The 16,176-nt window shown below is 64.7% G+C and carries 21 protein-coding genes; 12 read left to right on the forward strand and 9 right to left on the reverse strand.

The features are described from left to right. The first annotated feature begins 82 nt into the window (after positions 1-82). Positions 83-277: a helix-turn-helix domain-containing protein gene (locus FHU39_RS10745; RefSeq protein WP_183320327.1), complete on the forward strand. Its 195-nt coding sequence runs from the start codon at positions 83-85 to the stop codon at positions 275-277. Positions 278-774: 497 nt separating this feature from the next. On the opposite strand, the gene FHU39_RS10750 is transcribed toward FHU39_RS10745, so the two are convergent. Next, positions 775-1,329 (reverse strand): ImmA/IrrE family metallo-endopeptidase, encoded by a 555-nt coding sequence (locus tag FHU39_RS10750; protein ID WP_221185230.1) that lies wholly within the window; start codon positions 1,327-1,329, stop codon positions 775-777. Between the two features lie 22 nt (positions 1,330-1,351). After that, entirely contained in the window at positions 1,352-1,726 is a 375-nt protein-coding gene (locus FHU39_RS10755) for a helix-turn-helix domain-containing protein (protein ID WP_183320329.1), read from the reverse strand. Between the two features lie 127 nt (positions 1,727-1,853). Here FHU39_RS10755 and FHU39_RS10760 point away from each other — a divergent pair, with 127 nt between their 5' ends. The 3 genes from FHU39_RS10760 to FHU39_RS10770 are packed head-to-tail and all read left to right on the forward strand — an operon-like array spanning position 1,854 to position 3,785. Continuing rightward, positions 1,854-2,135 carry a multiubiquitin domain-containing protein gene (locus FHU39_RS10760; protein ID WP_183320330.1) on the forward strand — a complete coding sequence of 94 codons (282 nt, stop codon included), beginning with the start codon at positions 1,854-1,856 and terminating at the stop codon, positions 2,133-2,135. Then, positions 2,110-3,342 carry a ThiF family adenylyltransferase gene (locus FHU39_RS10765; protein WP_183320331.1) on the forward strand — a complete coding sequence of 411 codons (1,233 nt, stop codon included), beginning with the start codon at positions 2,110-2,112 and terminating at the stop codon, positions 3,340-3,342. The genes FHU39_RS10760 and FHU39_RS10765 overlap by 26 nt, the downstream gene beginning before the upstream one ends. Then, a complete protein-coding gene (locus FHU39_RS10770) occupies positions 3,339-3,785 on the forward strand; it encodes a ubiquitination-like system serine protease family protein (protein ID WP_183320332.1) in 447 nt (148 codons plus the stop codon). Before FHU39_RS10765 ends, FHU39_RS10770 begins: the two co-directional genes overlap by 4 nt. A 161-nt stretch (positions 3,786-3,946) precedes the next feature. On the opposite strand, the gene FHU39_RS10775 is transcribed toward FHU39_RS10770, so the two are convergent. From FHU39_RS10775 to FHU39_RS10785, 3 genes are all read right to left on the reverse strand, one after another. Continuing rightward, positions 3,947-4,942 carry a hypothetical protein gene (locus FHU39_RS10775; RefSeq protein WP_183320333.1) on the reverse strand — a complete coding sequence of 332 codons (996 nt, stop codon included), beginning with the start codon at positions 4,940-4,942 and terminating at the stop codon, positions 3,947-3,949. A gap of 1 nt (position 4,943) precedes the next feature. Continuing rightward, positions 4,944-6,575: an N-6 DNA methylase gene (locus FHU39_RS10780; protein ID WP_183320334.1), complete on the reverse strand. Its 1,632-nt coding sequence runs from the start codon at positions 6,573-6,575 to the stop codon at positions 4,944-4,946. Positions 6,576-6,714: 139 nt separating this feature from the next. Then, complete coding sequence (locus FHU39_RS10785) at positions 6,715-7,068, reverse strand: SDR family oxidoreductase (protein ID WP_343065817.1); 354 nt, start codon at positions 7,066-7,068, stop codon at positions 6,715-6,717. A 1,076-nt stretch (positions 7,069-8,144) separates the two neighbouring features. Here FHU39_RS10785 and FHU39_RS10790 point away from each other — a divergent pair. The 8 genes from FHU39_RS10790 (at position 8,145) to FHU39_RS10825 (ending at position 14,033) form a co-directional block, all read left to right on the forward strand. Next, on the forward strand, positions 8,145-9,260 hold the full coding sequence (locus FHU39_RS10790) for a tyrosine-type recombinase/integrase (RefSeq protein ID WP_183320336.1): 1,116 nt from the start codon (positions 8,145-8,147) through the stop codon (positions 9,258-9,260). Beyond that, positions 9,257-9,601 carry a hypothetical protein gene (locus tag FHU39_RS10795; protein ID WP_183320337.1) on the forward strand — a complete coding sequence of 115 codons (345 nt, stop codon included), beginning with the start codon at positions 9,257-9,259 and terminating at the stop codon, positions 9,599-9,601. Before FHU39_RS10790 ends, FHU39_RS10795 begins: the two co-directional genes overlap by 4 nt. Before the next feature lie 146 nt (positions 9,602-9,747). Next, positions 9,748-9,972 carry a helix-turn-helix domain-containing protein gene (locus FHU39_RS10800; protein WP_183320338.1) on the forward strand — a complete coding sequence of 75 codons (225 nt, stop codon included), beginning with the start codon at positions 9,748-9,750 and terminating at the stop codon, positions 9,970-9,972. An 11-nt stretch (positions 9,973-9,983) separates the two neighbouring features. After that, positions 9,984-10,442 (forward strand): hypothetical protein, encoded by a 459-nt coding sequence (locus tag FHU39_RS10805; protein WP_183320339.1) that lies wholly within the window; start codon positions 9,984-9,986, stop codon positions 10,440-10,442. Beyond that, on the forward strand, positions 10,439-10,729 hold the full coding sequence (locus tag FHU39_RS10810) for a hypothetical protein (RefSeq protein WP_183320340.1): 291 nt from the start codon (positions 10,439-10,441) through the stop codon (positions 10,727-10,729). Before FHU39_RS10805 ends, FHU39_RS10810 begins: the two co-directional genes overlap by 4 nt. Next, entirely contained in the window at positions 10,726-11,967 is a 1,242-nt protein-coding gene (locus FHU39_RS10815; protein ID WP_183320341.1) for an HNH endonuclease, read from the forward strand. Before FHU39_RS10810 ends, FHU39_RS10815 begins: the two co-directional genes overlap by 4 nt. Before the next feature lie 400 nt (positions 11,968-12,367). Next, entirely contained in the window at positions 12,368-12,607 is a 240-nt protein-coding gene (locus FHU39_RS10820; protein ID WP_183320342.1) for a hypothetical protein, read from the forward strand. A 148-nt stretch (positions 12,608-12,755) separates the two neighbouring features. Continuing rightward, positions 12,756-14,033, forward strand: coding sequence for a phage major capsid protein (locus tag FHU39_RS10825; protein ID WP_246336506.1), 1,278 nt, complete (start codon positions 12,756-12,758; stop codon positions 14,031-14,033). A gap of 539 nt (positions 14,034-14,572) precedes the next feature. Here the strand turns inward: FHU39_RS10825 and FHU39_RS10830 are convergent. Genes FHU39_RS10830 through FHU39_RS24700 form a run of 4 tightly spaced genes read right to left on the reverse strand, consistent with a single transcriptional unit; the run spans position 14,573 to position 16,084 of the window. Beyond that, a complete protein-coding gene (locus FHU39_RS10830; RefSeq protein WP_183320344.1) occupies positions 14,573-15,490 on the reverse strand; it encodes a tyrosine-type recombinase/integrase in 918 nt (305 codons plus the stop codon). Then, on the reverse strand, positions 15,483-15,776 hold the full coding sequence (locus tag FHU39_RS10835; RefSeq protein WP_183320345.1) for a hypothetical protein: 294 nt from the start codon (positions 15,774-15,776) through the stop codon (positions 15,483-15,485). Before FHU39_RS10835 ends, FHU39_RS10830 begins: the two co-directional genes overlap by 8 nt. Further along, positions 15,769-15,963: a hypothetical protein gene (locus FHU39_RS10840; RefSeq protein ID WP_183320346.1), complete on the reverse strand. Its 195-nt coding sequence runs from the start codon at positions 15,961-15,963 to the stop codon at positions 15,769-15,771. Before FHU39_RS10840 ends, FHU39_RS10835 begins: the two co-directional genes overlap by 8 nt. Next, the gene (locus tag FHU39_RS24700; protein ID WP_281379595.1) at positions 15,956-16,084 is read right to left on the reverse strand and encodes a hypothetical protein; all 129 of its coding nucleotides are present in this window, start codon (positions 16,082-16,084) and stop codon (positions 15,956-15,958) included. The genes FHU39_RS10840 and FHU39_RS24700 overlap by 8 nt, the downstream gene beginning before the upstream one ends. Positions 16,085-16,176: the final 92 nt, after the last annotated feature.

The raw sequence follows: 16,176 nt of genomic DNA on the forward strand, positions 1-16,176 counted from the left end.
ACCACATGCCCACAAATCTCCATCCTCGCGTGTGACCGCCAGAGGCGCGATCTGTCCTTACGTAACTTGAAAGGAGAACATTATGCCTACCCCCACAACACCCCGCCGCCAGTTCGAGACGCTGGCCGACGCGGCTGAGCGGACCGGCCTGAGCATCCGAACCCTGCGTCGCAGAATCGCCGCCGGTCAACTGCCCGCCTACCGCAGCGGACGTCGCGTACTTCGCGTTGACCCTGCCGACGTCGATCGGCTCATGGTCCTCATTCCAACGGCGTAACACCTCATGTGACTCGCGCACAAGACAACCTGATGGTCGCGTTGCCGTGGTCCTCGTCGATGATCGGGTCGACATCTTGGTCGACAGACCGCCGGCCCGTCCCGTCGCCTCAGTTCGATCGTCCGGCAGATCGCGGCCGGGATGACGTGCGCTGTCCTCCACTGCGGAGACGAACGGTTCGTCGCCGACTACGGTCAGAGATCTGTACGAACCGTGCCAACAACATTCCGCAGACCTGGTCAAGACTTGGTCAGTGGTTCGGCATGGCTGTGATTCCTAAGGACGACCACCATCGTCCGAAAGTTGCTGCCTAGTAGCCCAGAATGACGTAGCGAGGCCTCGACGACTCTCTCTGAAATTCGGCGCCGTTCCACGCACGGGAGCTCGTCCGACAGAGTTCGACATTGCATATCTGGGGACGGGCGCGGACCGTGCTCTGGTCGGGCGACCTGCAAGGGCGATGACGCCTGGCATTCTCACCCTCAGCTTGTGGCGACCTAGCGGCTTCGCCCGAAGCCGAACTTCCGAGACGCGCGATCGGCTACGACTCGAGGTCCCGCCATTCGCATTTGGGCGAACTGCTCGCTGACGTCGAAGGCTTCGGCGACTCGCGCGTTGTCCCAGCTCGCATAGGCGGCCTTACGGGCAGCGCCATCGGGGATTAGGAGCTGCCCAGAGACGAACAGCGCCTGCTTCTCCATGGTGGGGTCGAACTGACGCTTGTGATCCTCGCCGAGGACGACGTTCTCAAATGAGTGCTCAAGCAGGTGGTGTCCGAGTTCGTGCGCAATGTTGCTCCGGCGCCGCACGGGCGAGTGCGCGTCGTTCTCAACGATGATGCGGGCGGCTCCGAGCGGCATCAGAGCGGCCGACCACGACTTGGAACTGGTGGAATGAAAGTGACTGTAGGCCTCGGGCCCAAGATCGAATTCGAGAAGCTGGGTCAGGGAGTACACCGGGATGCCATGCGCTTCGGCGAGCGCGTACGGATCGAAAGGGTCGTGCTTATCCAGCCCGAGGTCGCTGCGCTCCTCTTCGGCGACCGCACGCATCTTGGCCTGGGTCCAGCCGCGTTTACCCCGAGGCTTCTTCGCGCTCGGACTTGAACCGTTTGGCGGCTGCTGCGATGACGTCTTCAAGGTAGGAGACATCCTTCTCGGTCAGGTCACTTCGTGCCCGGAGGTGTGGGCTCAATGATGCGACAAGGTCTGGCTCGTTGTTCGTCTCTTCGACGCCAATGTAGAAGTTCTCCGCAGGCATTCGCAGCCACGTCGTCATGGCGACGAACGCGGACACGTCGGGCCGCAACCCTTGCGCCATCCTCGAGATCGTCGACGCGCTGACGCCGAGCTGCTTAGCCAGCTGTCGCCAGGACAGGTCCTGCTGCTCCCGAGCTGCGTCTAATGCCGCGTGCAGCGACTTCACGTTGACCGTGGGCCCGGCGCTCAACTTTGCTCCAAAAAACTTGCACTGCTCGACATGTCGGTCACGCGTGCTACATTAGCACTGCTCGATTTTTCGAGCACTGCGTCACAAGTGGCGCGGTCCGAGCAAGACCGACAGACAGGAGGGCGCCATGGAGGCTCCCGAAGCAGAGAAGCCCGGTCACGAGCACCAAGACCGGACCGTGAAGATCATCGTGAACACCCGCCCGCACGAGTGGGCGGAGAAGACGATCTCCTACGAAGAGGTCGTCGAGCTGGCCTACCCGGGCCAGCCGGTCGGTGAGGGTGAGGAGGTCACGGTCTCGTTCACGCGGGGGCACGACGAGAAGCACGAGGGCTCGCTGACTCCGAACCACAGCGTCAAGGTCAAGAACAAGATGGTGTTCGATGTCTACCGCACCTCTCGCTCGTGACGAAGACGTCCGTCGTCTCCTCGACGACGGATACGACGTCAACATCATCGGCGGCCACCTGGTCGTGAAGCAGGTCCCGTACGTGACCACCGAGACGGTGGTTGCGCACGGGTTCCTCGCCTACCCGGTCACCGTCAGCGGTGATCGGGTCGTCATGGACACTGACCACCGGATCTGGTTCGGGGGGTCGATTCCGTGTAACGAGCACGGGCAACCCCTCACCTTCGCGACTCCCGAGACGCGTGACATCTTTCCGGACCTGCCCGCCGCGTCCTTCATGCTCTCGAGCAAGCCGGCGAACGGGTACCCGGACCAGTATGCGAAGGTGACGGCGTACGTCCGCATGCTGGCGCACCCGGCGATGGCGCTGGACTCCGAAGTCACTTCGACGCCGGGAGCCGCCTGGCAGGAGGTCGAGGAAGACCTGCCGTTCCGGTACCGCGATACGGCGACCTCCCGGGCGGGGCTGTCCATCCTGTCGCGCCTGTTCCGCGACGAGCGGATCGTCATCATCGGTCTCGGTGGGACCGGCGCGTACATCCTCGACCAGGTCGCCAAGACCCCGGTGGCGAGCATCTTGCTCATCGACGGGGACGTGTTCGACAACCACAACGCGTTCCGGGCACCCGGCGCCGCTTCGATCGAGCAGCTGCGTGAGCGACCCTCGAAGGTCGCGTACTTCTACGCGATGTACGGACCCATGCACACGAACATCACGACGGAGCAGACATACATCACCGATGAGAACCTCGACCTGCTCGACGGAGCGACGTTCGTGTTCCTCGCGATGGACGACGCCACGATGAAACCGGCCATCGCCGCGTACCTTCTGCAGCGCGGCACGCCGTTCGTCGACGTCGGCATGGGTGTTGAGGAAATCGACTCAAAGCTGTCAGGACTACTCCGGATGGTGTTCGCCGACCCCGGCGAAGGTGTGGAGCGTGCCCTGTCGCGCATCCCGAAGTCAGCTGAGGAACGCGACGACTACAGCCGCAACATCCAGGTGGCAGATCTCAACGCGCTCAACGCGATGCTAGCCATCGGACGGTGGAAGCGGCACCTCGGGTTCTACGCCGACGGCACCGGTGAGGAATTCGCGACGTACTCGATGTTCACCAACCACATCACCAACGAGACCGCGGACGAGTCCGATGACTCCGATGACCAGGAGGACGATCGCGGAGATGGGCCGGTGAGCGCGGCATGACGGTGCATCACCTCGAGCCGAGCTTCGTCGAGACCTTCCCGACAACGCTCAGGCCGGGCGTGCTTTACGTGTCGATCGAGTTCACTACGTGCGCTCACCTATGCGCGTGTGGCTGCGGAGAGGAGGTCATCACCCCGCTGTCGCCGCCGCACTGGTCATTGACCTACAACGGGCGTGACGTGTCACTCCACCCGTCGGTCGGGAACTGGGCGTTGCCGTGCAAGTCGCACTACATCGTTGACCGCGGCCGAATCCGATGGTCCTACCAGTTTACCGACGAACAGATCGCCGCCAACCGAACGCGTGACCGGCGTGCCATCGACCGCTACGACGTCAACGAAGTGCTCCTTGACATGAACGAGCTTGAAACGGTCACCGAAGTACCGGCGAACCGCAGGCGATTCTGGACGCGGTTTCGCCGCCTACTCAGAAGAAGCAACTAGGCATTCCGCCCGAGGACGGGACTTGGACCGACACACGACCGTACGTGCTAGTAGCCGCGAGTGACCCACCCTGCCGACCTCGTGTCGTCCTGCCAAATGCAGATCTACCGGAAGCGCAGTCGCACGTGAGTACCGGAAGCGCGCGTCCGCGCTGGTTGATGCTACGCGCTGGAACGCCCTTGGGCGCGTAGGTGCCTCGCGCGCTCGTGCAGGGTGATCGGAGTCGAGTCCAGAAGTTCGTTCAGTAGCACCGTGAAGAACCGTCGTGGGCTGAGTTCGTCAGGTACCAGATCATGTCGGAGGATCACCACTGGCAGTGCAGCGAGGGCAGAGCGGATGTCGTCAACGACTATCTCTTCGTCGATGTCCTCCACGTCGGCGTCATCGGGCTCGATCGGCGCAGGATCATCCACTTCGCCCTGGTCAACCGCTCGACCGTCGTCGTCCCACTCCGGAACGATCAGACAGCATGCATCGTAAGCGTCTTCCTCTCGCCCCAGCTTGATGAGCAAGTCCACGATCCAGTCGAACTGACGACGCTCCTCCGTGTAGGCCGTCGACCTCAGCGCATAGAGGAAGCCGAGCGCGGCGAGAGGGTGGCGCAACGCAAGGTTCTTGGCGTCGCCGTACGACTCTTCGACACGGTTGGCAGCGTTCTTTCCGAACGAAGAATCCATTCGCTTCGTCGAGATCAGCAACTCGGGACCGGTCTGCCACCCGGACACGATGACGTCCACCTGTTTGAGGTAGTTCTTGCCGAGGATGTTCGCCGAGGCCCGCCCGACCCTTCCCGATCCGCTCGCTAGCTTTTCCATCAGTTGCTCACGCAGGCCAGCCGGTGAAATTCCGTTGATGAACTCGAGAACGTCCTTGCTCACTGCGCGTGGTGGCTCGCTTCGTGGCCACACAGCGTCTGGGTCGAGCCCGGCACGACGCAACTCGTATGCAGTCCACACATCCAGCGCGAGTGCGGGTACGCCGGTGCGGGTCTCAGCTCCGAGATGCAAAGGTACGGCGAGCAGCGCCCGCAACGCCGCGAAATCGGGATGGAAAGACTCGTCCTCCCAGGGGTTCACCGCGTTGATCGCGGCGTTGGCCACCACGGCGTCGAACAGCGGCCAGGCCTCGGCTTTGGCGCTCGGTTCCTTCGCCGCCATGTCATTTCCCCTTTCCGCGGGCAACGCGTCTGGCGGTGAGCTCGGCATGTTCGGCGCGGATGGCTATCAAAGACTTCTTGCTCATCCTCACACCTTTGGTGAGTAGCACCTCATCGATCACGGCTACCGCGTCAAGCAGACGCCCTGCTCGCAACATCGAAGTGACTGAGGGCTTGGCTCGCATCAGCTCGGCACGATACTTCTCAACGAGGACCGGGGAGGGGACTGGAAGCACGTCGGCCTCACGCGGCTCAATTTTGAGCATCCCACCGCCGTATGCCCGGCCGACCGTCTCGGCCCCGAGCAAGGTGACGCTGTTGAGCGAGGCGATCGGCAGAAGACTAGCGCCGATCCCTTTCAACCCGTCCTGAAGGTAGACGCCGTGCACCGAGTTCAGGTGGTGAACACGGGCCCTGTTGCTAGAGATTCGGGGTGTATCCGCATTCATATACGTTAGGAACAGGTCAGCCGGTCGGAGGTACGGCACTCTCCACCACGGCGAACGCACCCGACATTTATACGCTTCGTGGACGTCCAGGGCTTCTCCACTGAGGATGTAGGACAGTGCCGCCTTGCTCGGCTGACCGTCGGGGCGGAACAGGTGCGTCGAGTATCCATCAGCACCGAGCCGATCAAGAGCAGCTGACGTCAACGAAAGACCGCGCAAGTGCCGCGAACCCGGCGGAGACAAACGCAGCAGGTCAGTTTCGGCAAGTCCGAGCGCGGCGACCTTGGATGGTGAGAGCGCGAAGAAGCGGTTGTTGCCCGTCACCATGCCCAACGTCGTGTCGCCCCACTGATCCAGTGTCGTGAAGCGCGAGCCCGGGAACACGGTGGCGTATGCGTCGAACCCATTACGCGACATCAGCCCCGCTGACCATCGGCCACCGCCGGAGGGAGGCGTCCATCGACGAGCCTCGGCGAGTTCGGTCAACCCTGCGGCATCACGCACTTGGTGCACGTTCATGTGATCGGTGCCCGTGCGGCCGGTCGGGTCGTAACCGTCGGTGAGGAGGAGAATCGCTTCTACATCCACACCTGGGAAGACACGTTCTTCGAAGAGCACGAGTGTGACGTCTGCGAAGTGTTCCAGCAGAAACCGCCGCACCGGAGCCGCGTAGTTCACGGCCAACAGCTCAGCAGGAAGCACCAGACCGAGCCGCCCGCCCTGCTTGAGATGCAGCGCTGAGTGGATCGTGAACGCGGCCCACGAGGACGCGAGCTTCGTTAGGTTGACACCCGCACGCAGCGCAGCCGCGCGTGACTTCGCGCGGGCTTCTCCGGTCCATCCTTGGTAGCGAACGTACGGCGGATTTCCCACAACCGCGTCGTATGTCCCGAATTCCTCATGCAGAAAGAAATCGCCCGCACGGATGGTGGCGTTGATGCCGCTGTCACGCAGCGATCTCTCTGATTCGGTCGCTGAATCGCGATGCAGTTCGACTCCGACCAAGTGGCCGGCGTGTTCCCCAGCCCCGGCAGCGTGCAGGAACACCGCTTCGCCGCACGAGGGCTCCAGCACGTCGTCGGTCACGCCGCGAATCGCCCAGCTCGTGATGAAGCGAGCGATCGACTCCGGAGTGAAGAACGCTCCTCTGGCCTTCCTCAAATCCAGAGAGTCACCGGGGAGCATGGACCCATCCTTCCTCACGTTCGCCCGCGACCAACGCTGGACTCGCGATTTCCGTTCTCATAGGAGTCATCTCATCCCCGAGCACCGACACCCCAAGCGGGAGCCTCGCGCAACTCGCGACGCTCTGGAGCGCCGCGAATTAGGAACGTTCCCGTTGCTCACATCGTCGATGCGCGTCAGCTCCAGCCGCCGCCATGGTGATGCCGGTGATGAACGACGTGTCCGGCGAGACGAGGAACGCGACGACGACGGCGATTTCGTGTGGTTGGCCCAACCGGCCAAAGGCACTCATGGAATGCATGAGCGACTCGAACGGGACGTCGACCAACGCTGGGTGGATGTAATTCGGGGCGTACGCGGCCACCCGGATAGCGGTGGCGCTGGGCGCGATGGCGTTGATGGTGATGTTCCCCTCGGCAAGTTCGGGCGCGAGATTGCGGACCATCGCTGGAATCGCCGCCTTACTCTCGGCATACATGGCGTGGTGATGCACCGCCAGCCTCGGAGCTGAGCACGATCCGGCTGCCGTCGGTCATCGCGGCCACCGGCGGGCCTGGGTGATGAAGAGTTGACCGGCGACGTTGGCCCGGCAGAGCAGATCGAAGTCGGCCTGGGTGACGGTTCCAGGGCGCCGAAGTGCTCTACACCGGCGTTGCTGACCAACAGGTCCAACCCGCGCCCCGCCTCCCGCATGCTGGCGCGCCGCAACTTAATCCCCGCCTGCACGACAGGCCGCCGCGAGGCGCTTAAATGCCATCCCACTCGGCTCACTGTCCCGGAGATGTCACGGCCGTGAAATCTCCGACTAGAGCCAACCACTGTCACCAGATCGGGCAAGCCTGCCACCTTCGGCTCATCACCACGATGATCAAGTGCGTCACACCGCCACTAGCCGGTTCCGGATGCTGGGCCGGGAAGGCCTTGAGGCGGAAGCCCTCGCGAGCCCAGCCCTGTCACGGTAGGCCGCGGCAGTTTCGTCGCCGCATCGGCATCCCAGCAGCGCGACCGGCTCGTAGCGCGTCGTGGGTCCGGCTGCCATCTGCACGGTGTTCCACCATTCCTTCGTACCCGGCCCAGCCAGACCGAGAACCGGGGTCCGCAGGGTGCACATCGTGGACGCGCACGCGCCGCCGCGGGACTTCGACCTTGAGCCAGTAGCGAAGGCACCCGTTGGAGATGGCTTGGTCGTTGGCGGTACCCACAGCGGGCAAGATCAGCGCATCAGTCTCTGCTGCGGACTCGGACGTGTTCCCGCCGAGGAACGGCTCACGACCCAGCCGACGTCGTTTAAGATCCGTGTCCCAAGTAGCGCAGAAGTAGTGCACCCCCGAAATTGAAAAGCCCCTAACCTTGCGTTTCCGCAGGTCAGGGGCCGTTTCGAGCTGGTGGACGATACTGGGATCGAACCAGTATCAGCGAGATTCTCTCGCGACTGTCCTGATCAGCACTTTCATGCCGATGACCAGCGGTGATGCGAAACAGTAGCAGGGAAACGAGCGGAAATCGACTCCCCTTGATGGAAAGGAATACACTCTCGATTGTCCACATGTGGTCCACGAACGGGGAATCATGGCCAGGCAGAAGCGGCAGTTCGGCGCGATCGAAGTGCTGCCGAGTGGCCGCTACCGGGCGAAGTACCGCGGTCCCGACCGGATGCGGTATGCCGCTCTGCACACCTTCGACACGAAGCTCGACGCTGAAGCGTGGCTGGCGGACGAACGCCGAGCGATCAGTGCTGACACCTGGGTGCCGCCGTCGCAGCGCGCCGCCCGCAGGCGTGAAGTTGAGACGTTCGGCACATACGCCGAGAAGTGGATGCGCCGGCGAGACCTCAAGCCACGCACCGCGCAACATTACCGATCGTTGCTCGACCGACAGATCCTTCCGACGTTCGCTGATGTGTCGTTGAAGGCGATCACGTCCGAGCGAGTCCGCGACTGGCACGCGGATCTCGACCGTGACCGTCCGACACTGCGCGCACACGCGTATTCGCTGCTGAGGACGATCCTGGGAACGGCGGTCACCGACGAGAAGATCCCCGCCAACCCCTGCCACATTCGCGGCGCCGGCGCTGCGAAACGTGCTCGGAGAATCAAGCCGGCAAGTCTTGCCGAACTCGAGACCATCGCGGCGCACCTGCCAGAGCGTTACCGCCCGATGCTGATGCTGTCGGCCTGGTGCGCGTTGCGCTTCGGTGAAGTCACCGAGCTACGGCGCAAGGACGTCGACCTCAAGAACGGCGTCATACATGTTCGACGCGGTGTCGTGCGTGCCGATGGTCAGGTCATCGTCGGCACACCCAAGAGTGACGCCGGGACCCGCGACGTGGCAATCCCTCCTCACCTGATCCCGCTACTGAAGGCGCATCGCGACAGCATGCCGATGCGCGGCCAAGACGCGCTGCTCTTCCCCGCGGCAGACGGCACGTCACACATGGCACCGAGCACGCTCTACGCGGTCTTCTACCCGGCGCGCGCGGCAGCCGGTCGGCCGGACCTTCGCTGGCACGACCTACGCCATACCGGCGCAGTTCTCGCCGCACAAACGGGTGCCACCCTCGCAGAGCTGATGGGCAGACTCGGCCACTCCTCCCCCGCGGCAGCGATGCGCTACCAGCACGCAGCCGGTGAACGAGACGCGGCGATCGCAGCCGCGCTCAGTCGAATCGCCGAGGGGCCACGATGAAACGCTTCGGCCGGTTTCGTTGCGGTCGAGATGACCGGGTGCTGCTCGACCTCATACCCCGCAGCATTCCGAGGGACGCCGAACGTCGCGCGTATGACGCGAGCAGCCACGACCCGATGCACCACCTCGAGTTTGCAGACAAGAACGCGCCCCGTTTGCCGGGCTCGATCGAGTATCGCGACGACGGAAACGTGTTGCGTGGCTGGCGAATCCTGGTGTGCAAGTGCGGTATTCGGTACGCGATCGACAGTCGCGACATATGGCCGCGTGCGCTCGCGGCAGCTCGGCGAGGCGAGGACGTCACCCTGACCGAAGCGGACCGAGACCGCAGCGTGTCGTGAATTCCTTTCCGGCGATTGCCGGATTATGCTGCCGACTGACCGAGAATACCGCTGCCTCGCTCCATTGAGTCCGAGGTCCCGGCAGCACCGGACGGCATCTGCTGCGTGAAACGTCCCGCTCGCCCCACGGGGGCACGGGAGTTGCTATGCCCAAGAACCTCACACGGTCCACGGCCCGGCGTCGATTGACCGCTCAGGAAGCAGCCGAGGAGCTCGGCGTCACAGTCCGCACGGTGCGGAACATGATCGCCCGCGGCGAGCTTCGCGCTTATCGGCTCGGTGGCACCACCAAGGGCCACGGAATCCGCATCGAACCGGCCGACCTCGATGCCGCATTGCATCCGATCCCGACGACGGGCGGTGCCGCCTGATGCAATCGGAAATGGCGAACGCCACCGCGGGCAACGGTGGCGCTCAGGACACATTGGCAGCAGACCTCGAGTCCGCTGCACACCTTACCGCGATCGATGACGGACCGGCAGAGCTCGACATCGTCGACGACCCGGAGCCCGCGGGTACGGCCGACAGTGACGAGCACCTGGCGCTCGACGTCGACAACGTCGACGACGGCCAGGAGGTCGACGACGGCCAGGAGCTCGCGCGGATAGCCGAACATGGCGTGCGTGAAGCGCTCGCGGCCGGTCACGAGTACGGCGTGCGGGTGTTCGTCGAGAACGGCCGCAGCGGGCGCGGCGAGACGCAGCAGGTCTTCATGAACCTCACGGCTGCCTCGAGGAAGGTCGACCGGATGCGCCGCGCTGGCAAGGCTGCCCGCCTCGAGCTGGTGCAGTTGGTGCCGGTCGTGCCTGCCGGGTTCGTGCGGCAGGAGGATCACTCGTGAAGTGGTACACGGTCGCCGAGGATGCAATCGAGGCGCTCACGGTATCGCGGAAGGAGGCGATTGCAGCGATCGAGGCTCTACCCGATGCTGATGAGCGCACAGCCAACGAAGTACTCGGTTTCATACTGCGGCTGACGTTCTACGCGGGTGTGTCCGAACATGCCCGCGGCATAGGCGCCGGCACATCGAAGATGGTCGGCGGGAACCGGACGGAAACGCTCATGGAGCAGGCCATCGCGGCGGGCCTGCTGGTCGAGGCCGAAGGGGCGGCGGAGGCAACCACGTGAGCTGGCTCAAGACCAGTGACACAGCTGCGACTCATCCGCGCGTGCTGGCACTGCGCAACGCGCCAGGTGCGAAGGAGCACACGGTCAACGAGGTGTTCGGGTTCGTCAGCCGCCTGGCGGTGTATTCGGCCGGGCAGCTGACGGATTACCGGATCGACATCGGCGCAGCGGAGATGCTCGGTGGTCGGCGCACACGTACCCTGCTGCGGCAAGCGGTCGCGGTCGGTCTGATGGTCGAGCAGGGCGACGGCTCGGATCGTTACTGGATGGTGGTCGAGGACAGCGACGGCCTGTTTCACATCCGGCGCCAGGACGAGATCGAGTTCGAGCGGCAGCGCAAGAGAGACGCGTCGAACACCGCGTTGATCGTTCCGGTGCGTCTGCGCGACGGTGACGCCTGTCGGTACTGCGGGAACACCGTGAACTGGTTCGATCGTAAGAGTGGCCGCAGCGGCACGTATGACCACCGCGAGCCGGGCCAGGCCGCGCGGCTGGAGAGCTACGTGGTGGCGTGCAAGACGTGCAACAGCAAGCGTGGCGACAAGCCCGATGCCGACGAGCGGATCCCGTTGCTCCCGGCGCCAGCGCATCCTCACTACTCACCGAGCACGATCAAGTGGTTGAAGGGCCATGGCGTCGACGTCGAAGCGAACACCGGTGACAGCGAAAGTGCGCCCTACTCGTCAGTACGCAACGCGACATGTCGCGAATCTCGTGAGAGCGTTTCGAGCGTTGCAGAACGCACTTCTGCGGCCGCAGGAACGGACGAAGCGTCCACAAAACCGCAGAATGACGCGGACCGATCTGACAGATATCTGACAGATATCGGACAGATCCGGATGGATTCTGATAGGTCGGAAGGGGTACGGCCCGGGTCGGGACGGGTCGGGCCGGGTCGGGCCGGGTCGGGTCGGGCCGGGTCGGGTGCCGGCCCGTCGGCAGGCGGGCGGGGTGGTGATCCCACGGCTACCCATCCCACCGGTGCATCTCCGGACACCCCGAGATCTCCTGACGCAGCCCTTGGTGAAGATCTGGGTGAGCAGCTGACGCGGGACTCTGCAGGAGGTCGGCAGCGCGCACCGACAGCGCAGGCAGCCGGCAGCTCAGCGGTCGACACTACGCAGCCGGCGCCCGAGCCCAACGACGGCGACGGATCGACGCGCTCACCCACGAAGGCGATGTCAGACGACGGCGGAGCATCGGTGCCGCACGCTGCAGCGCACACACAACAGCCGTGACAACAGTCAGCACCACGACGGCGACGCGCGCACCGGCGAGCGATGCGACGACGAACAGGAAGGACACGGTAGCGATGGACGGTCACGAGGTCCGAGGTCGAAGCAGAGTCGCGAGTCGCGGCGTAAACGGAAGCGTCGACGAGCGGCGGAATCTCAGGTGTCGACGCGCTCGCGGGCGGGCACGCAGGAGGCGTCCTGAGATGGGTTGTCGTAGGTGCGTGCTACTGATTGACCGTCGTCTCCGCGGGCGGCACAACCGGGGTAAGGGCGTCGCAATCACGAGATCCGCGCTCGCGGACACCGTCCCGAAACTCTCCGTGCACCGCGGGCCGTTTTCCCCTTTTTATCTCCCGAATATTGTTGGTGCTCAACAGGTCCCGTGCCTGGTCGAGGGGTCGCGATGAGCATCATGTCGAGGGTGTGCCGCCAGCTGACGGCCGCTCAGGTGCTCGAGGCGAACGAGCTGTGCCGGCAATACGTGGGTAAGCCACTCGAGGCGTGCACTGTCGACGAGATCCGGCAGGTGCGTCGCGCTATCGCGGATGACCTGCTCCTGTTGCGGCTTGACCTGGAGCTCGCGATCGACGACCTGGCGCGGATTGTCGGCACGGAGCCTCCGGACGTCGGTCCTAAGGGATAGACTGCTCGGCATCCGATCACCGGATCGATGATCGGCCAACGCAAGTGACGAGGAGCCTTCGCGGGCCAAGTCACGAGGACCGCGGCCGACAAGTCCGGCAGTGCGAGGCCAGCCACGGATGCGAACCGTGGTCCGTCGAGCCGTGAAGATGCCGCAACTTCGATCACGTTGCAGGCCAGCGCCGTTCGGCGTCCGTCTCCGTGCTCTGCGGTCACTCTCATCATCACTACGTGCCGTGCTCGTATGTCGAGGCGGCGGAATCGGAGTCATCATGCTTACGAAGGAACAGCGCGAGCGGCGCGCCCGACTTCTGAAGGAGGGAATGGAGCTCTGCGATCGGGCAAGAGCCGAGAATCGCGACTTCACGCAGGCTGAGCAGGAGAAGTGCACAGCGAATCTCGACGCTGTGCGGCAGATCGACGCGGCCGCGGAGGCCGCTTCGAAGTCTGACGACATCATGGAGAAGATCACCGGTCTATTCACCAAGGCCAGCGATAACGGTGCGGGCAAGGTGTTGTCGTTCGCCGGGATGGGCGCGAAGGCGCTGCGGACCGCGGCCGAGCGAGATATGCCGGGCGTGGGGGTGAAGGCGCTCGCAGCGACAGGTGTCTCTCTCCTGACCGAGGAGTCCCTGATCGATTCGCCGGTGGCGCTCGGTCAACCGGCCTCGAGCCTGCTCGATCTCATCCCCGTCAAGACCGTTGACACCGGGCGCTATTCATACCTGCGCCAGGTGACGCGCACGAACTTAGCTGCACCGGTCGCGGCGGGTGACCTCAAGCCCACATCGACGTACACACTCACGCGCATCGAGGGCGAGCTGAACGTCATCGCGCACCTGAGCGAGGCGATCCCGGAGTCGTGGCTGGTGGACAACACCGAGCTTGGCACGTTCATCGATTCCGAGATGAATTACGGGCTCCAGGTCGAGATCGAGAACCAGGTGATCAACGGCAACGGCACGGCGCCGCAGCTGGCCGGGTTCGCGAACGTCTCAGGTATCCAGACTGTCCCGTTCGCAACGGACCCCGTCACAACCTGCAGGACAGCGATCACGGCTGTGGAGACAATCGGGCTGCAGGCCGGCTCGTTCGTGCTCAACCCGAGCGACTGGGCCGCGATCGAGACCCTGAAGGAGACCGGCGTCGGATATCTGCTCGAGGGGGCCGGTGCACCCATCGACCGCATCGCGCGCCGACTGTGGGGTGTGCCCGTGGCGGTTTCCAACGCGGTCCCTGCGGGGACGGGGTGGCTCCTGGCCAAGGAGGCGCTGATGCTGGTCTCTTCGCAGGTCGTTTCGCTGAAGTGGGCGCAGCCGCGAGACCTGTTCGAGCGCAACCAGATCCTCGCGCGGTGTGAGGGTCGGTTCGAGCTGGCGATCCCACGGCCGGCCGGTGTCGTGAAGATGACCCTGACCGACGCCTGATCGGCTCGTCCTGGTCCAGGGCGTCAACGTCACCCGCGCCGGTCCTTGTCTTGAGATTCAGCCGGTGCGGGATCGATGGTCGGCGAGACCGCGGTACGCCTTTCTAGCTGTGGTCTGAGACCCGGCCAGCGCCCTGCAAGCGGCATCCCCGGAGTTATCAGGCCCTCCGGGGATGCCGCTTCACGCTGCCGCAGAGGGAGGGAAGCGAGCCGAAGTGGGCAGGGGAGCCCCAGCCCGCGCGGAGCTGGACTCCACCATTTGCCGCGTCGGTCGGTTGCTTCGCGTCGGCGGTATAGGTGCAGCAGCCTCGCGGGGATTACTCGGAGGCTCAGGGCCGGGATGTGAACGCCTCGGCTACGGCTGCCACGCCGTCCGCGCCCGGGCCTGCCTTGGACCGCGTGCGAGTGTCGTTCTCGGGGTCGGTGCAGTAGCCCCTCTGACGGGCGACGTCACGGCTGGCAAGGCCGCAACCACGTTGCCGCAGCTCCCACGTGGTCAGGGGATCGAGTAGGGACAGACAGACCGGGGAATCCCGGCCGTCAGGGGTGTTCGGCCGCGTCGGGCTCGGCTGGTATGCCGCCGATCGCGTGTGTGAGCGCGGCATCGTCCACGAGCGTGTAGATCGCGGTGGACTGGATCGACACGTGCCGCATCGCCTGCTGAGTGGTCCGCAGGTTGCCGCCCGAGCTCTTCAGCACCTGCGTGCCGTAGAAGTGCCGCAACGCATGCGGTGTACCCGGCACGCCGGCCCGGTCCATCGCCCGCTTGATCGCCGTCGACACCGAGCACCGGTGCACGTGCCCGAGCTGCGATGAGGTCGGGAACCACCAGCCGGTGTCCGGCATACGCTCGGCCAGCTCGACGAGCAGCGGGTGCATGGGCAGGAGCGCTTCGTGTCCACCCTTGCCGCGCACGAACAACCGCCCACCGCGCACGTCCTGGCCGCGGATCTTCGCAATCTCGTGCACCCGCAACCCCGCGAACGCAGCCAACGACACATATGCCCTGGTCCACGCTGCGCGCGGGTCGTCGCACGCCTTGAGCAACTGCTCGACCTGGGCGACGCTCAACGGCCGCGGCACTCCCCGTTGCGCTCGCGGGCGAGGCAGCCGGCTGGTCGGGTCGTCGTCGCGCCGGCCCGTCTCGTGCAGCCAGCGGAAGAATGCCCGCACCTGCGCGCGATAGGTCGCCTTCGAGGACCGCGTGACAAGCTCACCGGTGCGCGAATCACGCAGCGTCGACAGCCATTCGGTCAGGTCGTCGGCGCTCGAGGTCAGCGGGTCGAGGTCTGCGGCCAGTAGTCGCCGGATGGTGTACTCGCGGGCGCTGATCGTGCGGTCGGAGTGGCCGGAAGCCAGCCCGTGCCGGCGGAACGCTCGCAACAGTTCTCCGGTCTGCTCTGGCAGGGGTAGCGCCGGCTCTTGCCAGGCAGGATCGAAGGTCAGGAAATCACTCATTCTCGGTCAACGACCCTTGCCGCTCACACTGCGCCAGGCGCTCGCGGGCGGCCGTCAGCTCGCGGACGATCAGGTCGAGCAACCTCACGTCACCGGGGATCGTGAACCACGACCCGATGATGTCCAGGCCGAAGCGGGTGCCGGGGTCGCGGTCGTCGTCCGGGTCGGCGTATATCCATGCGTCGACGAGCACGCCGTGTTGCACGTCGCCCTCGTGCGCGTGCGGGTCGAGCAGCGGGTTTCGGTGGTCCAGGGTGCACCAGCACGGGCACTGAGCCTCACTCATGGCGCACGATCCGATCGGTGACCACGAGCAGCCGGTCTACGTCCTTCTCCAGGTCGGCCCGCACTCGCGAGAGGGATTCGATCGCTGGCACGTCGTGTCGCTCGATCGCGGCAAGGATCGCCTTGGACAGCAGGCGGACTCCGCGCATCGTGTGGTCGAGTTCGTCGAACGGGTCGGTCTCAGCCACGGCGACCACCCAGCCAGTGCAGGCGCAGCGCGCCGGCGACGATGCCGCCGAGCAGCAGCGGCACGGTGACGGATTGAAGACTTGCGCAGATGTCCACTGCAGCGGATACGATCGTGCCCACGATCAGACCTCCTGTGAGTCTGTCGTCACGACCCCCGAGCGTTACCGCGCTGCGGGGGTCATTCTTTGGGCCTGTCGTTGTCCACGTGTGGT

This window comes from Flexivirga oryzae, assembly GCF_014190805.1.
Classification (GTDB): domain Bacteria; phylum Actinomycetota; class Actinomycetes; order Actinomycetales; family Dermatophilaceae; genus Flexivirga; species Flexivirga oryzae.

What these genes read in the sequence shown, in the direction of transcription:
- FHU39_RS10745 (WP_183320327.1), top strand. Translation starts at nt 83, where the DNA reads ATGCCTACCCCCACAACACCCCGCCGCCAGTTCGAGACGCTGGCCGAC.
- FHU39_RS10750 (WP_221185230.1), bottom strand. Translation starts at nt 1,329, where the DNA reads ATGCGTGCGGTCGCCGAAGAGGAGCGCAGCGACCTCGGGCTGGATAAG.
- FHU39_RS10760 (WP_183320330.1), top strand. Translation starts at nt 1,854, where the DNA reads ATGGAGGCTCCCGAAGCAGAGAAGCCCGGTCACGAGCACCAAGACCGG.
- FHU39_RS10765 (WP_183320331.1), top strand. Translation starts at nt 2,110, where the DNA reads ATGTCTACCGCACCTCTCGCTCGTGACGAAGACGTCCGTCGTCTCCTC.
- FHU39_RS10770 (WP_183320332.1), top strand. Translation starts at nt 3,339, where the DNA reads ATGACGGTGCATCACCTCGAGCCGAGCTTCGTCGAGACCTTCCCGACA.
- FHU39_RS10775 (WP_183320333.1), bottom strand. Translation starts at nt 4,942, where the DNA reads ATGGCGGCGAAGGAACCGAGCGCCAAAGCCGAGGCCTGGCCGCTGTTC.
- FHU39_RS10780 (WP_183320334.1), bottom strand. Translation starts at nt 6,575, where the DNA reads ATGCTCCCCGGTGACTCTCTGGATTTGAGGAAGGCCAGAGGAGCGTTC.
- FHU39_RS10790 (WP_183320336.1), top strand. Translation starts at nt 8,145, where the DNA reads ATGGCCAGGCAGAAGCGGCAGTTCGGCGCGATCGAAGTGCTGCCGAGT.
- FHU39_RS10795 (WP_183320337.1), top strand. Translation starts at nt 9,257, where the DNA reads ATGAAACGCTTCGGCCGGTTTCGTTGCGGTCGAGATGACCGGGTGCTG.
- FHU39_RS10800 (WP_183320338.1), top strand. Translation starts at nt 9,748, where the DNA reads ATGCCCAAGAACCTCACACGGTCCACGGCCCGGCGTCGATTGACCGCT.
- FHU39_RS10805 (WP_183320339.1), top strand. Translation starts at nt 9,984, where the DNA reads ATGGCGAACGCCACCGCGGGCAACGGTGGCGCTCAGGACACATTGGCA.
- FHU39_RS10820 (WP_183320342.1), top strand. Translation starts at nt 12,368, where the DNA reads ATGAGCATCATGTCGAGGGTGTGCCGCCAGCTGACGGCCGCTCAGGTG.
- FHU39_RS10825 (WP_246336506.1), top strand. Translation starts at nt 12,756, where the DNA reads ATGCCGCAACTTCGATCACGTTGCAGGCCAGCGCCGTTCGGCGTCCGT.
- FHU39_RS10830 (WP_183320344.1), bottom strand. Translation starts at nt 15,490, where the DNA reads ATGAGTGATTTCCTGACCTTCGATCCTGCCTGGCAAGAGCCGGCGCTA.
- FHU39_RS10835 (WP_183320345.1), bottom strand. Translation starts at nt 15,776, where the DNA reads ATGAGTGAGGCTCAGTGCCCGTGCTGGTGCACCCTGGACCACCGAAAC.